At 39.6% G+C, this 14,168-nt stretch carries 10 protein-coding genes, 1 pseudogene and 1 riboswitch; of the genes and pseudogenes, 9 read left to right on the top strand and 2 right to left on the bottom strand.

From position 1 onward, the window contains the following. Positions 1-67 precede the first annotated feature (67 nt). The gene (locus MHB45_RS13385) at positions 68-1,981 is read left to right on the top strand and encodes an ATP-dependent DNA helicase (RefSeq protein WP_048688392.1); all 1,914 of its coding nucleotides are present in this window, start codon (positions 68-70) and stop codon (positions 1,979-1,981) included. A 132-nt stretch (positions 1,982-2,113) separates the two neighbouring features. Next, positions 2,114-3,625: a carboxypeptidase M32 gene (locus MHB45_RS13380; RefSeq protein WP_340907923.1), complete on the top strand. Its 1,512-nt coding sequence runs from the start codon at positions 2,114-2,116 to the stop codon at positions 3,623-3,625. 166 nt (positions 3,626-3,791) lie between these two features. Here the strand turns inward: MHB45_RS13380 and MHB45_RS13375 are convergent. Continuing rightward, positions 3,792-4,075: pseudogene (locus MHB45_RS13375) on the bottom strand (IS5/IS1182 family transposase); the annotation flags it as partial. Positions 4,076-4,498: 423 nt separating this feature from the next. After that, positions 4,499-4,600, top strand: a riboswitch (purine riboswitch). 159 nt (positions 4,601-4,759) lie between these two features. Between MHB45_RS13375 and MHB45_RS13370 the strand changes: the two are divergent. Continuing rightward, positions 4,760-5,359: a xanthine phosphoribosyltransferase gene (locus MHB45_RS13370; RefSeq protein WP_340907922.1), complete on the top strand. Its 600-nt coding sequence runs from the start codon at positions 4,760-4,762 to the stop codon at positions 5,357-5,359. Beyond that, positions 5,352-6,665: a nucleobase:cation symporter-2 family protein gene (locus MHB45_RS13365; RefSeq protein ID WP_034307865.1), complete on the top strand. Its 1,314-nt coding sequence runs from the start codon at positions 5,352-5,354 to the stop codon at positions 6,663-6,665. Before MHB45_RS13370 ends, MHB45_RS13365 begins: the two co-directional genes overlap by 8 nt. A gap of 375 nt (positions 6,666-7,040) precedes the next feature. On the opposite strand, the gene MHB45_RS13360 is transcribed toward MHB45_RS13365, so the two are convergent. Further along, positions 7,041-7,211 (bottom strand): hypothetical protein, encoded by a 171-nt coding sequence (locus MHB45_RS13360; RefSeq protein WP_161922408.1) that lies wholly within the window; start codon positions 7,209-7,211, stop codon positions 7,041-7,043. Between the two features lie 350 nt (positions 7,212-7,561). Between MHB45_RS13360 and MHB45_RS13355 the strand changes: the two genes are divergently transcribed. The 5 genes from MHB45_RS13355 to MHB45_RS13335 all read left to right on the top strand — a co-directional run bounded on the left by MHB45_RS13355 (position 7,562) and on the right by MHB45_RS13335 (position 14,165). Beyond that, positions 7,562-8,650: a type III polyketide synthase gene (locus MHB45_RS13355; RefSeq protein WP_048688404.1), complete on the top strand. Its 1,089-nt coding sequence runs from the start codon at positions 7,562-7,564 to the stop codon at positions 8,648-8,650. After that, complete coding sequence (locus tag MHB45_RS13350) at positions 8,650-9,180, top strand: isoprenylcysteine carboxyl methyltransferase family protein (protein ID WP_048688407.1); 531 nt, start codon at positions 8,650-8,652, stop codon at positions 9,178-9,180. The genes MHB45_RS13355 and MHB45_RS13350 overlap by 1 nt, the downstream gene beginning before the upstream one ends. A gap of 140 nt (positions 9,181-9,320) precedes the next feature. Further along, positions 9,321-9,485, top strand: coding sequence for a hypothetical protein (locus tag MHB45_RS13345; protein WP_162489975.1), 165 nt, complete (start codon positions 9,321-9,323; stop codon positions 9,483-9,485). 189 nt (positions 9,486-9,674) lie between these two features. Further along, positions 9,675-13,388, top strand: a complete 3,714-nt coding sequence (locus tag MHB45_RS13340; protein ID WP_048688410.1) for a dynamin family protein — start codon at positions 9,675-9,677, stop codon at positions 13,386-13,388. 15 nt (positions 13,389-13,403) lie between these two features. Beyond that, positions 13,404-14,165, top strand: a complete 762-nt coding sequence (locus MHB45_RS13335) for a nucleotidyltransferase domain-containing protein (RefSeq protein ID WP_072273950.1) — start codon at positions 13,404-13,406, stop codon at positions 14,163-14,165. Positions 14,166-14,168 lie beyond the last annotated feature (3 nt).

Genomic DNA, 14,168 nt, shown 5'->3' with positions numbered 1-14,168 from the left:
TACTTTTGCCTAAGATTATAATGATTCGAATTCTATACACTGATGATAGATAAAAGGGGAGACCAGGATGCTTAAAACACTGCCTTTTTCGGTAACAAAGGAAGATTCTTTTTACGATAAGCTTTCAGAATGGATCGGTGATGTTTTTTACGATATTCTTCCCGAAAAAGGATTTGAGCTGCGTGACGAACAAATCTTCATGGCATTTCAGTTAGAAAAAGCCTTTAAGGAAAAGAATGTAAGTTTTGCTGAAGCAGGGGTAGGGACCGGTAAGACATTGGTCTATTTACTATATGCGATTTGTTATGCGAGATATACGAATAAACCGGCCATTATTTCGTGTGCAGATGAAACGTTGATTGAACAGCTTGTCAAAGAGGAAGGCGACATCCAAAAAATCAAGAATGCTTTAGGTATTGAAGTGGATGTTCGGCTTGCCAAATACCACGATCAATATGTATGTCTAAAGAAGTTGGATTACGCAGTGAATCATGAAGATTCAGAAGGAATAGATCAACTATATGATGAACTTCCCAAGTTTGTCCATGATAACTCATCCATGAACGCCTATACAGCATATGGGGACCGTAAACAGTACCCATATTTAAATGATGAAGACTGGTCTAAAGTTGGCTGGGATCAACTCCAAAACTGTTTCACTTGTGATAAACGCCATCGATGCGGGCAAACCCTATCACGGGACCACTATCGAAAATCAAGTGATTTGATCATTTGTTCACATGACTTCTTCATGGAGCATGTATGGACCAAGGAAAAGCGTAAGCGTGAAGGACAGTTACCATTGCTGCCAGATCATAGCTGCGTTGTCTTTGATGAAGGTCACTTATTGGAATTTGCTGCTCAAAAGGCTTTAACCTATAAAGTTGGGGAACAAACCCTTGCCTCGGTTTTAGAATTGCTTACAGCCAATCAGGTTCGTGAAGAAACCTTATATATCATTGAGGATTTAATTGATATCAATGAAGAATTTTTTGATTTGTTGGATGAAAAAGCGATACATGTCAGCGGATCTAATCGTTATGAAATCCCAATGTCCAAAGAAATTACAAGCTTTGCCCATAAGCTTCACAAAAAGGTTGAGGAATTAGAGGAGAACCTAGTTTTTGAAGCGGAAATGTACACGATCAATGATTATGATTTAAAAGTGACGGAAGAATATTTAGAGCAGCTGGGCTACTCCCTTTCTCTATTTGTAAAGGATGAACAGGCCGTTTCCTGGTTTGAAGAAAATGAAATGACCAAAACATTGGTCATCATGCCAAGGCTCGTACAGGATATTTTGTCTGAACAGGTATTCTCTAAAAAAATCCCTTACATTTTTTCATCGGCAACATTATCGGATAATAAATCCTTCCAATACATTGCAGATAGTTTAGGGATAGAAAAGTATGACAGCTTCTCCGTTGAATCACCGTTTGATTACGATGAAGTCATGAAAATGAACATGCCTGCCTTCGAAAATGGAAATCAATTGGCTAAACTTCAATATACGATGAAGACAATTGAGGAAAATGAAGGTCGAACACTCGTGTTGTTCCAGTCAAAAGAAGAATTGCAATGGTTCAAGGAAAACTGCCCAATGTCTTCTTATCCATTTTATTTTGAAGGGGAAGCGGAAATCAGCGAGCTGGTTAAGAAGTTCCAAGAGGAAGAGCAATCTGTCCTTTTCTCCTATCATTTATGGGAAGGGCTTGATGTTCCAGGGCCTTCATTACAAAATGTTGTGATACACTCCCTGCCATTCCCGCCGCGCGATCCAGTTTTCGAGGCCAAACGCAACTCGGTTACCGACGCATTTGAAGAAGTGGACCTTCCATACATGCTCCTTCGCTTGCGCCAGGGAATAGGGCGTTTGATCAGGACGAGCAATGATTCGGGGACAGTCCAGATTTTGATTGATAAGGATCTTTCGGAGCAGGTTAAAGAGAAGATTGTATCCATTCTTCCTGTAACGCTTTAACTCCATTCTATCCAAAAAAAGAGCCAAGGTGCCCCTTGGTTCTTTTTTTATTTTAATTTGTTAATCGGAGTGGTTCTGATAGGAATGATTTTTGTATAATATGGTAAAGTGTAGTTGGAAGGAGCAGTGAATATGACAAAAAAGGGTATCGATCTGATAGAAAAAGAGTTTAAAGAATATGTAAAGAAAATCTCGGCGTATAATGAAGCACTCGCGTTAATTTTTTGGGATTTGCGTACAGGTGCACCGAAAAAGGGTGTTGAGCAGCGTTCCGAAGTTATCGGGGTGCTTTCCTCCGAGGTGTTTAATATGAGCACAAGTAAAGAAATGGAATCCTTCATTGCAGAACTTTCGATGGAGCCTCTTAGTGAAACGACTAATAAAATGGTGCAAGTGTGTAAGAAAGATTTTGAAAGGAATAAGAAAATTCCTGCTAACGAATATAAGGAATTCGTCATTTTACAATCGCGTTCTGAAAGTGCATGGGAAGAGGCAAGGGAAAAAGCTGATTTTTCTTTATTTCAACCTTATCTGGAGCAAATTGTAGCGTATACCCGCAGGTTTGTAGAATACTGGGGATATGAAGGGACGAAATATAATACCCTTTTGGATATGTATGAACCAGGCATGACTGTAGATGTACTTGACAGCGTATTCAGTGAGCTTCGGTCGAGAATCGTTCCTTTGGTAAAACAGATTGCAACAAGCGAACATAGACCTGAAACAGGGTTCCTTTATAAAGAATTTCCTAAAGAAAAACAGCATCAACTCAACTTGGAAATTCTAAAACAGCTAGGATACGATTTCAAGGCTGGCAGGCTGGATGAAACGGTTCACCCTTTCGAAATTAGAATAAATAGGGGCGATGTCCGGGTGACGACCCGATACGATGAAAATGATTTTAGGGGGGCAATCTTTGGTACCATTCATGAATGTGGACATGCCATTTATGAACAGAATATCGCCAATGAGTTAACCGGAACACTTCTTGATTCCGGGACATCCATGGGGATCCATGAATCACAATCTTTATTTTTCGAAAACTTCATTGGACGGAACCATAGCTTCTGGAAAAATAAATTCTCCTTATTAAATGAATATGCCTCCGAACAATTCAATGACGTGACGCTGGATGAATTTTACCGGGGCATTAACGAATCGAAACCATCGTTCATCCGTATTGAAGCAGATGAACTGACGTATCCTCTGCATATAATGATTCGGTATGAACTGGAAAAGGCTCTCTTTAATGGAGAACTTGAAGTGAAGGATTTACCGGGAGTCTGGAATGAAAAATACAAGGATTATTTGGGAATTGTTCCTGAAAATGATGCCATGGGCGTGTTGCAAGATGTACACTGGGCAGATGGCAGCTTTGGTTATTTCCCTTCTTATGCATTGGGCTATATGTATGCAGCCCAAATCAAGCAAGCGATGCTTAAAGATTTGCCTGATTTTGATGGACTGTTGGAAGCGGGGGATATTGCGCCAATCAGGGAATGGCTTAATGAAAAGATACATAAATATGGAAAAACAAAAAAACCTTTGGAGATTTTGAAAGAAACGACAGGGGAAGGCCTGAATGTTCAGTATTTAATAAAGTATCTTGAAGATAAATATAAAGAAGTTTATAAAATCAAATGAATCAAAGGAAGAAGGACTTGCATTAAATGTAAAGGCCTTCTCAGTTTGAAGACAAAAGGGGTTCGGAATTAAAAAATTCCGAACCCTTTTTAAATTCCCTTTAAATTTCCGCCTAAAGAGATTGGGGCTCTAGAAGCCCACTAGGTTAGGCTATTTTTGGACCTTACTATGTCCAATTGGCCATCTTTTTAAAATAATCGCAGCGAAAGTAAGCATCGCCTGCATCGTCAATTTTTGCATACCATTCTTTTGCATATGCGAATACACGATCAATCGTTTCTTTACGTTTCGCATATATAGTTTTTACATCTTAATGATGAAGCAGATGATGTGCTTCTTCCACATATGTTTGCCAGATATTCTTTTTGTACACTGTGATAAAGATGAGGATGTTGCACAGATGTGTTTTGGAGATTTGTACTCACGATAGCCGTGGAGTACATTAATAGCTCACCCAAAGGGCGGTTTAACTGATATAACTGGATCAATACTTTGGCGTCTTTACCTCTGAATAGTTGATTTAAAGTAATCATTTCCAGTTGATTTCGCTGAATAGAATCATGATAGAAAGCTTCATTCCTTCAAGTTTTATAAATTTATAAACAACCAAGACTTTAGGCGAAAGGGTTCTATCTAAAAGTTAAAACAAAGTTGATTGGAGCGGGTGTGCGAGACTCCTGCGGGAAAACTAGTCCCGGGGAGAACCCGCATGCGCGATGTTTTTTCTTTATAGGTAAATCCATTCCTATTTAGGGTTAGTGATTTCACAATTTTCTAATAATACGAATGATGACTTATTTTTTTTATTGAAAGTTCGGTTTTTATCAAAAATAACTTTTCAAATAGAGTCAGCGTTGTTATAATTCATATATTAATAAAATATTAAGTTTCACTCGTATAATAGCAGGGATATGGCCTGCAAGTTTCTACCGGATTACCGTAAATAATTCGACTATGGGTGAGTAATAGATCTTGTTGCATAATGAAGGCTTTTGCTGATTCATTTTTCATTCATGCCCAAGAAGTATTGCTTCACTCCAAAAAAGTGCTGCAATGTTTCTTGGGCTTTTTTATATGCCTGGAAACAATTGCATGGTTTATGGTCAATAAACATCCAGATTGGGAGGAACCTTCATGCAACTTTTAAAGGATAAAATTTTGTCCGAGGGTCAAGCTTTATCAGAAGATATTTTAAAAGTGGATTCATTTTTAAATCATCAAATGGATCCTATGTTAATGAAAGAAATTGGTAAAGAATTCGTAAAACGTTTCGAACAAAAGGAAATTACGAAAGTGCTGACAATTGAATCTTCTGGCATTGGACCTGGTTTGATGGCTGCGCTGGAATTGGAAGTTCCGCTCATTTTTGCCCGTAAACGTAAATCACTTACTTTAACAAATGATTTAGTAACGGCGTCCGTTCATTCCTTTACAAAAAAAGAAACCAGTACCATTACGGTTTCCAATAAATATATTGAAGCTGGAGATAAGGTTTTGATCATCGATGACTTCCTTGCTGTCGGACAGGCAGCCCGGGGTTTGGTGGAAATCTGTAAGCAGGTTGGAGCAGAAGTGGCCGGAATCGGCATCGTGATTGAAAAAGCATTCCAAAGCGGTGGTAAGGATCTTAGGGAACAAGGTTTTCAAGTGGAATCACTTGCACGGATTGCTGAGTTGAAATTCGGTGAGATAACGTTCGCTGAGGAAAAGGAAGGAGAAGCCGTCAATGTCTAATCAATCACCATTAAAAGTTGCTTCATTAGGATTACAACATGTTCTTGCCATGTATGCCGGTGCAGTCGTCATTCCATTGATAGTCGGTGGGGCGCTGGGATTGACTGCAGCGCAGTTAACTTATTTAGTTTCGATAGACATTTTGATGTGCGGGATAGCAACTTTATTGCAAGTATGGAAAAATAAATTCTTTGGAATTGGGCTTCCTGTCGTCCTGGGCTGCACATTTACAGCGGTTAGCCCGATGATTGCAATTGGTACGCAATATGGAATCAACTCCATTTATGGATCTATTTTGGCGTCGGGATTGATCGTCATTATCATTAGTAAGTTTTTCGGAAAACTGGCAAGGTTCTTCCCGCCCATTGTCACTGGATCGGTCGTTTTGATTATTGGCATTACGCTCATTCCTGTTGCCATCAACAACCTTGGTGGTGGCCAAGGAGCTGCTGATTTCGGAGACTTGAATAATGTAGCTCTTGGTTTCGGAACTTTGTTATTCATTATATTCATGTATAAATTCTCATCAGGATTCGTACGCTCCATCTCTATTTTATTGGGGCTGTTAGTAGGAACATTTGCAGCTTTCTTCCTTGGGAAAGTGGACTTTAGCTCGGTTGTCAGTGCCACTTGGCTGCATATGCCTCATTTTTTCTACTTTGGAACCCCGACATTCAACGTCACGGCAATCATTACAATGACATTGGTGGCGATCGTCAGCTTGGTGGAATCGACTGGTGTTTATTATGCTCTTGGTGAAATCACGGACAAAGAGATTTCAGAAGACGATCTGGCTCGCGGATATCGTTCTGAAGGACTTGCCATCATGATTGGCGGTTTGTTCAATGCGTTTCCGTATACAGCTTTTTCACAAAATGTGGGCTTGATTCAATTGTCAGGCATTAAAACAAGAAATGTCATATACACAACGGCTGGCATTCTTATTTTCATAGGTTTTGTTCCAAAAATCGGTGCATTCACGACAATTATCCCTTCATCCGTGCTTGGCGGTGCAATGGTGGCGATGTTCGGGATGGTAATTGCCGCTGGAATTAAGATGTTGAGCAAAGTGGATTTTGCTTCTCAAGAAAATTTATTGATCATCGCTTGTTCAGTAGGGATGGGACTAGGGGTGACCGTCGTTCCTGAGCTATTTGCGCAAATTCCGGAAAGTTTTCAAATCCTAACGGAAAACGGTATTGTTGCCGGAAGTTTGACAGCCATATTCTTGAATATCGTCTTTAACATCATCCCTACAAAAGGGAAGGTGAAGGAAGCCCGTATTGAAGGGCAAAATGTAGCCTGATTAAAAATAGATTCGGGTAATCTTGATAGATTCACCCATTTACATGCCCAAAATTCTCAGTTAAAGAGGATTTTGGGCATTTTTTTCATTTAGGGCCGAAGCATATCATTGATAATGTATTTGGAGTTTTGTCAGATAAAAGGAAACTCTCTTCACTTTTTGAATATATTGATAGTATATGTTCAGGAAAGTAGTGATAGGGATGGAGAAAAAATATTGTATTCATTGCCGTACCATACTAAGCCAGGAGTATAGGTGCAGTGTGTGTGGAAAAGAGGAGTTTCAAAACATCATTATACAAGTGCAAAATCAATCTTCAGTAAAGAAAGAAGACTGAAAGCGCCCCCTTACCAAATTATAGGTAAGGGGGTTTTATTATATCGTGAATACTTTTCGATTATTAAGATGATATGAAGGGTACCTCGCCCTTTTATCGATATTGCCCATATGGGTATGATACCAATCAATGCTTTGTCTCCTGCTAAAGAGGCGGTAATAGTTACCGGCAAGCATGCTGCCGAATTCTGCTGCAAAGGATTTAAGCATTCCCCCTTCTAACGGCATGCCAAACATGATTTTACCGTTTTACTCAGCCCATCCGTTTGTTCCCTCGATCATTAAATCCGTTATTCATTGGACATTCAAAAGCCGTATCTCAAAAGACAGCCTTTCGTACAGGAAATCCATTAGCGTCCTTTTCGGCATGAAAGGTGATATTCGTGGAAGTATTCCTCCGCTTGTATGGTTATATTCTTTCTTTTTTAGTTACCTAGTTATGTAGAAGAAAATTGAAAAAATATTATTAAATGCCTATACATATAACCATTTAGCTATAAAGCATAATTGATGTCCTGGTGGGTATATTAACCATATCATGAATAATTAGGGGTGGAATCATGCCATATTTATTATCTGCATCTCATGTAAAGCTGCCACATTTGCTTTCACAAGAAAAAATTATGGAATTTTCGAGAGAAATATTTGGGGCATCATTTAAGAATATAGAACGGTTACTAAAGGCCTTTAAGAATGGACAAGTGGAAAATCGATATTTTTCAAATGATCTCGATTGGTTTAAAGAGGATCATTCTTTTGCCGATCGGAATGATTTATATATACAGCAGGCAATCAAATTTGGGAAAGAAGCTATAGAAAAATGCTTAGCCAACACAGAATTTTTAAAAGAAGGACTGCAGGCAAACGAACTAGATGCTTTCTTCTTTATCTCAAGCACGGGGATTGCCACCCCGACCATTGATGCCAGGATAATGAATGAACTTACATTTAATCCGCATGCTAAAAGGATTCCGATTTGGGGGCTTGGCTGTGCAGGGGGAGCGAGTGGCCTATCACGTGCTTTTGAATATTGCCAAGCATACCCGACGGCGAAAGTCATTGTTTTAAGCGTGGAGTTATGCAGTCTGACATTTCAAAGGAATGATATCTCCAAAAGCAATTTAATTGGGACTTCCTTATTTTCCGACGGAGTAAGCTGTGTTTTGGTTTGCGGTGATGAAGTGCCGAGTGAACAGTTTTCAAAAAAAGTAAGGCATTTGCAATTTTTGGATTCGCAATCGACGCTTATGCCGGATTCATTGGATGTTATGGGGTGGGATGTTAAAGATCAAGGGTTATACGTTATTTTTTCGAAAGATATCCCTACAATCATCAAGGATTGGCTTAAACCGAATGTTCAAGAGTTCTTAATGGAGAATGGATTCGATCTAAACGATGTAAAAGATTTCATCGCTCATCCTGGAGGCAAGAAAGTAATTGATGCTTATCACGAAGCCCTCGGGTTCGATGAAAGCATGACGGCAGAGTCAATGAGCATATTGCGTGAATTCGGCAATATGTCCTCAGCAACTATTTTGTACGTTCTGGAGAGGTTCATGCAGCGGGGCGGGGATAAAGGTGAGGTGGGACTGGCTGCTGCATTGGGGCCTGGGTTTTCATCTGAACTTGTGTTAATGAGGTGGAAGTGATGATCTTCGCCATTTTCATTATCTTGATCGCTATACAGCGCCTTGTTGAATTATATATCGCCAAACAAAATGAAAAACAGTTGAAAGCTGGAGGAGCAATAGAATACGGTGAGTCCCATTACAAATGGATGGTTCTAATGCATCTTAGTTTTTTTATTGTTCTCATTATTGAAGTGATCGCCCTTGAAAGGGATATATCTGGACTTTGGCCGATTTGGCTGACCCTTTTTCTAATTGCGCAGTCAGGAAGGGTTTGGGTAATCCGTTCATTGGGAAAACATTGGAATACAAAAATCATAGTGGTTCCTGATGCCGATGTAGTCATTAAAGGTCCTTATAAATTTTTCAAACATCCGAACTATATCATAGTGGCAACTGAGATTTTAGTTATTTCCTTATTATTCAATGCATATTATACTGCTATCATCTTTAGTTTATTGAATGTTTGGATGATGATGGTAAGAATCCCACTGGAAGAGAAGGCATTAAAGGAACACACGGAATATTCTACGGTTTTTAAGGGAGAATAATAAAAAAATTTAATTACTTATTGAAAATGATTATCGTTCGTGATAAGATTCTAAATGAAGATGAAAATTATTCTCATTCGGATTTCAATCATTTATTTTAACTAAAAACTAAAAGCTAATCAATATAAAAGAGGATGGTGTTGGTAATGGTTTGGGTATTCATTTTATTGACAATCGCTACATATGGTTTTGTGATGAAACATGTATTGAATAATATTCAAAAAACGGCAAAGGCAGTAAAACCTTATACCGAATCACCAATGGAAAACCGAGCTGCTTTTAACCCCACCCCAACAACCAGGTAAACATCCTGGTTTTTTTTTGCATTCCAACAATATGATCAAATTGCGCGAATCCACCAATTGGTGGTTTTTTTTTTGAACATGGCCTGTAATGAATCATATAGTAAAAATAAAGCGGGACGGTATGAATAACAAACGAAATCGTTTACAATAAGAATATCAAAATGACGATAGATTAAGGGGTATGGATTCATGATTCAAGAAACATTAAAGCAACAGTCCAAATTGGGAATTTTGACTGCCATGTATGAGAAATTTCAATCGGCAGGTGATACAGGCAATGCAGATAAAATGAAACAGTTAATCATGAAAGTGAATAATGAGGAGTTCATCATTGCTTTTTGCGGGCATTTTTCAGCGGGGAAATCTAGTATGATCAACTTTCTCCTTGGTGATCAAGTATTGCCTTCAAGTCCGATTCCTACGAGTGCAAATACGGTAAAGGTACAAAAAGGGGAAGACTATGCCAAAGTCTTTTACCATCATCAGCCACCAGTCTTATTTCCTGCACCTTATGATTTTAAAGAGGTCAAGAAATTTGCCAAGGATGGAGATTCAGTATCGGCAATAACGATAAGTTCCAATGATTTTTCACTGCCGGATTCATGTGCGATCATGGATACGCCAGGAATCGATTCGACAGACGATGCACATAGAGTTTCTACGGAATCTGCCCTGCATCTAGCTGATGTCGTCTTTTATGTCATGGACTACAATCACGTCCAATCAGAAGTCAACTTCCTATTCACGAAAGAATTGTTGGAGGCTGAAAAACCGACATACTTAATTATCAATATGATCGATAAGCATGATGAGAACGAGCTTGGATTTCAAGACTTCAAGCTTTCCGTTTCTGAAGCTTTTGCGAACTGGAATGTATATCCTGATGGTATTTTTTATACATCCGTAAGAGACTTGAACAATACCGAAAATGAAATAGAAGTGGTCAAGCAATTCATATATGACATGGCGGGCAAAGGTTTAAATGATGGGAAAGATGCCATCATGCAATCGGCTAATGCCCTTGTCGAAAGACATCTTAATTGGCTGAAGGAGCAGTATGAAGAGGAACATGCCGGTGATTTTGAAGTACTATCAGAACTGCCTCATGAAGAGCGGAAACACCTGACGAATCAGGTGGACAGCCTATTGAAAGAAAAAAAATCATTGACTGGACGCATAGAGGAAATCAAGGGCCAATATGCCGATGCATTGGAAACCATTTTAAAAGGCGCATACATCATGCCTGCGGCAACACGGGACCTAGGTAAATCATTCTTGGAATCGGCTCAGCCGGACTTTAAAATGGGTCTATTATTTGCCAAGAAAAAAACGGATGCCGAACGTGAGGCACGTATTAAGGCGTTCTTGAGCGATCTACAAGAAAAGGTGAAAACCCAGCTTGAATGGCATCTTAAAGAACTGGCGGTAAAAACGCTTAATCAAGCGGAAATCCACGATTCAACACTTGAAAGTAAGGCTCAGGCACTTCAAATCGAGGTAACGGAATCTTACATAAAAAACTCTTTGAAGCCTCAAGTCGATATTACGGGTGAATACGTTTTAAACTATACGAATGATTTGGCATCAGCGATAAAAAAGAAAGCACGTGATGTATCAGAAGGATTTTTGAATGATATGGTTACCGTTATGGAAGGAATAGTGGAACAGCAGTCTATGTCCATCGATAAGGAACTTGAAGGTTTTTCTGAATTTGCGGAAGCTCTTAAAGTTACTGCTGCGATGAACGCGGAAATCGAGTACCAAACGGAACGTTTAGAGGCCATTGCCCATCAAACTGAATCATTAGTCGATGAGCGTGAAATCGATATGCTGTTAACTCAATGGAATGAAGAGGAAAAAAATATTACAGTCAAAATCATGACAACCGATAAAGTAAGTAATTCAAGGTCCGTCAACGAACAATCTGTAAGTGATCATGTTAAAGAAATCACGGAAGCTGTACCTTCCGTGACTGTTTCTTCATCTGATGCTACTGATTTACGCGGAAAAGAAAAGCTGATGGAAACTGCAGCGAGTTTAAAACAGGCGGCCGAGCTGATCCAACCTCTGAGAGGGTTTCAATCGCTTTATAAAGAATTGAAAGAGAAGGCAAATCGCTTGGAACAACAGACGTTCACGGTTGCCCTCTTCGGTGCATTCAGTGCGGGTAAATCTTCCTTTGCCAATGCTTTGATGGGAGAAAGCGTCCTTCCTGTCTCACCAAATCCGACAACTGCCGCAATCAACAAAATCATGTCTTCGGACGCTGAGCATCCACATGGAACGGCAACCGTCAAATTAAAGACCGAAGCGATGCTGTTGGAAGATGTAAGCCTGGCATTGGCAGCTTTTGATAAATCGGCAAAGACTCTGGATGAAGCACTTCAACTAGCAGGGCAAATCATTGCGAAGGCAGGGGAAGTTGATAAGGGTAAAACGCATTTATCGTTTCTTAGGGCGTTTCATCAAGGGCTTCCCGAGTACCAAAATGATTTAGGAAATGTGGTTACGGTAGACCTTGAAGGATTTAAACGGTTTGCTGCGGAAGAATCCAAGTCATGTCTTGTTGATCTGATCGAATTGCGTTATGACTGTGAAATGACAAAGCAGGGGATGGTCCTTGTTGACACACCTGGGGCCGATTCGATAAATGCACGCCATACAGGAGCAGCTTTCGAATATATTAAGAATTCGGACGCCATCCTATTTGTGACCTATTATAATCATCCATTTTCCCGCGCAGACAGGGAGTTCCTGATACAGCTTGGACGTGTGAAAGATTCTTTCGCTATGGATAAGATGTTTTTCATCGTCAATGCCGTCGACCTGGCACAAACGACTGACGAATTGGACGAAGTGATGGATTATGTCACAGATCAATTGAATGGATTCGGTATCCGTTTTCCAAAACTGTTCCCGCTTACGAGTAAGGGGGCGTTGATGGAAAAACAAACGCCTGGTTCGTTTAAGCATTCATTCCTTCCTAATAGCGGAATCATGGAATTCCAAGGCCAATTCGATTCTTTCATAGAAAACGATTTAACTGGACTTGCGATTGAATCGGCTCAAGCGGCTGTAAAAAGAACCGAAGAATTGCTACGAGATGTAATTACAGCTTCCAGACAGGATGAGAAAGCGAAACGAAAAGCCCTGGAGACCCTTTCTCATGAGTCACAGGCCATTTCGGAACTCCTTTCAGTCATTAAAGGGGATGCCGAAAAGCAACGGTTGAAAAAAGAGATAGACGAATTGACTTTCTATAGTAAACAACGGGTCTTCTTCCGGTTTAATGATTTCTTCAAAGAATCGTTCAATCCAGCTGTTTTAAAAGATGATGGAGGCGATCTGAAAATTGTCCTCAAGCAATCGATGAAGAACTTATTGGATGCCTTAGGCTTTGACCTTGCCCAGGAAATGCGGGCTACGGCTTTAAGGACGGAAATGTTCGTAAATAAATTACTGAATGAGAAACAGGGCAGTTTGCTTCAGCAAATGCAAAAAATAAGAAGAACCCTTTCATTACAGCCATATGAACCCAATGAGAGGGAATCCCTTGAATTCACTGGAGCTTTTGCCCAATTGGATACAGGGGAATTCAAAAAGGAATTGGCATTATTCAAGAATCCAAAATCTTTCTTTGAAAAGAATGAAAAAGCGAAAATGAGCGAAGGTCTTCAGAAGCGTTTGGATGAACCTGCCCTTATATATGCAAAAGAACAGGGTGAGCGGATTTACGAAATGTATAATGAAGTCCTCGATCAAGAGTTACTCGCGATTCAAAAAGAGTTTAAGACGGAAGTATCGGATATCTTTGCAGGGTTACGTGCAGCATTGGAGGAAACGGTTGATTTACCGTATTATGAAAATGCTGTAGCGGAATTGGCTAAAATGCATTCGAAATAGAAACGAGGTTCATTCATGAAAGAAAACCTTATTTCACGCTTGAGATACCTGGAAAAGAATGAGGATATAACCATATTGATGGCTGCTGTTACTGGCAGCCATTCTTTTGGTTTATCATCGGTCCAATCGGATTACGATGTTCGGTTTATATATGTTCATAATGATAAGCGATCATACTTGAGCTTGAGGCAGGCAGTTGAAGTCATTCAAGTGAAAGAAGGCCTATTTGACATGGAAGGCTGGGATCTCTTTAAATCATCCCGACTTACCTTAAAGAGTAACCCTGCTCTATTTGAATTGTTTCAGTCACCTATCAGGTTGATAACCCATCCGGATTATTATAGGAAGATGACTGGTTTGATAGCGGATTGCTATTCCAAAAAGGCACTGGGGCACCATTACTATCGGATGATGAGCGACAATCTTCAACAATTGACAAAAAAAAGGGGTTCCGAAAGAAAAGAGCTAAAAATATGGGTACAAGTATACCGTTCGTATTTAACCCTTGAATATATCATCCAACGGGGTTCGCTGCCACCATTATCGGTATGGGAATTACTTGATACGGTTTCAACGGATCAAGGAATGAAAAACAGGATGACCCGGATATTTAAAGCAAAACAAATGGAAGAATGTATAAGCAACAATGAAAGTGAAAATAATCTTTCGCTAATAGAAGGGAAATCACTTTCCATAAAGAATGAGATAACTAGGCTACATCAAGGGAAGAACATGGAAATGGAACTTAATGAATTAATTTGGGGCATTTTGGAATAGGGG

It is taken from the genome of Peribacillus sp. FSL K6-5616 (genome assembly GCF_038008245.1).
Classification (GTDB): Bacteria; Bacillota; Bacilli; order Bacillales; family DSM-1321; genus Peribacillus; species Peribacillus frigoritolerans.
The sequence above is the reverse complement of the archived record's forward strand: the minus strand, read 5'-3'. Positions and strand labels throughout refer to the sequence as shown.

What these genes read in the sequence shown, in the direction of transcription:
- MHB45_RS13370 (WP_340907922.1), top strand. Translation starts at nt 4,760, where the DNA reads ATGCAACTTTTAAAGGATAAAATTTTGTCCGAGGGTCAAGCTTTATCA.
- MHB45_RS13340 (WP_048688410.1), top strand. Translation starts at nt 9,675, where the DNA reads ATGATTCAAGAAACATTAAAGCAACAGTCCAAATTGGGAATTTTGACT.
- MHB45_RS13380 (WP_340907923.1), top strand. Translation starts at nt 2,114, where the DNA reads ATGACAAAAAAGGGTATCGATCTGATAGAAAAAGAGTTTAAAGAATAT.
- MHB45_RS13350 (WP_048688407.1), top strand. Translation starts at nt 8,650, where the DNA reads ATGATCTTCGCCATTTTCATTATCTTGATCGCTATACAGCGCCTTGTT.
- MHB45_RS13335 (WP_072273950.1), top strand. Translation starts at nt 13,404, where the DNA reads ATGAAAGAAAACCTTATTTCACGCTTGAGATACCTGGAAAAGAATGAG.
- MHB45_RS13360 (WP_161922408.1), bottom strand. Translation starts at nt 7,211, where the DNA reads ATGCTTAAATCCTTTGCAGCAGAATTCGGCAGCATGCTTGCCGGTAAC.
- MHB45_RS13365 (WP_034307865.1), top strand. Translation starts at nt 5,352, where the DNA reads ATGTCTAATCAATCACCATTAAAAGTTGCTTCATTAGGATTACAACAT.
- MHB45_RS13355 (WP_048688404.1), top strand. Translation starts at nt 7,562, where the DNA reads ATGCCATATTTATTATCTGCATCTCATGTAAAGCTGCCACATTTGCTT.
- MHB45_RS13385 (WP_048688392.1), top strand. Translation starts at nt 68, where the DNA reads ATGCTTAAAACACTGCCTTTTTCGGTAACAAAGGAAGATTCTTTTTAC.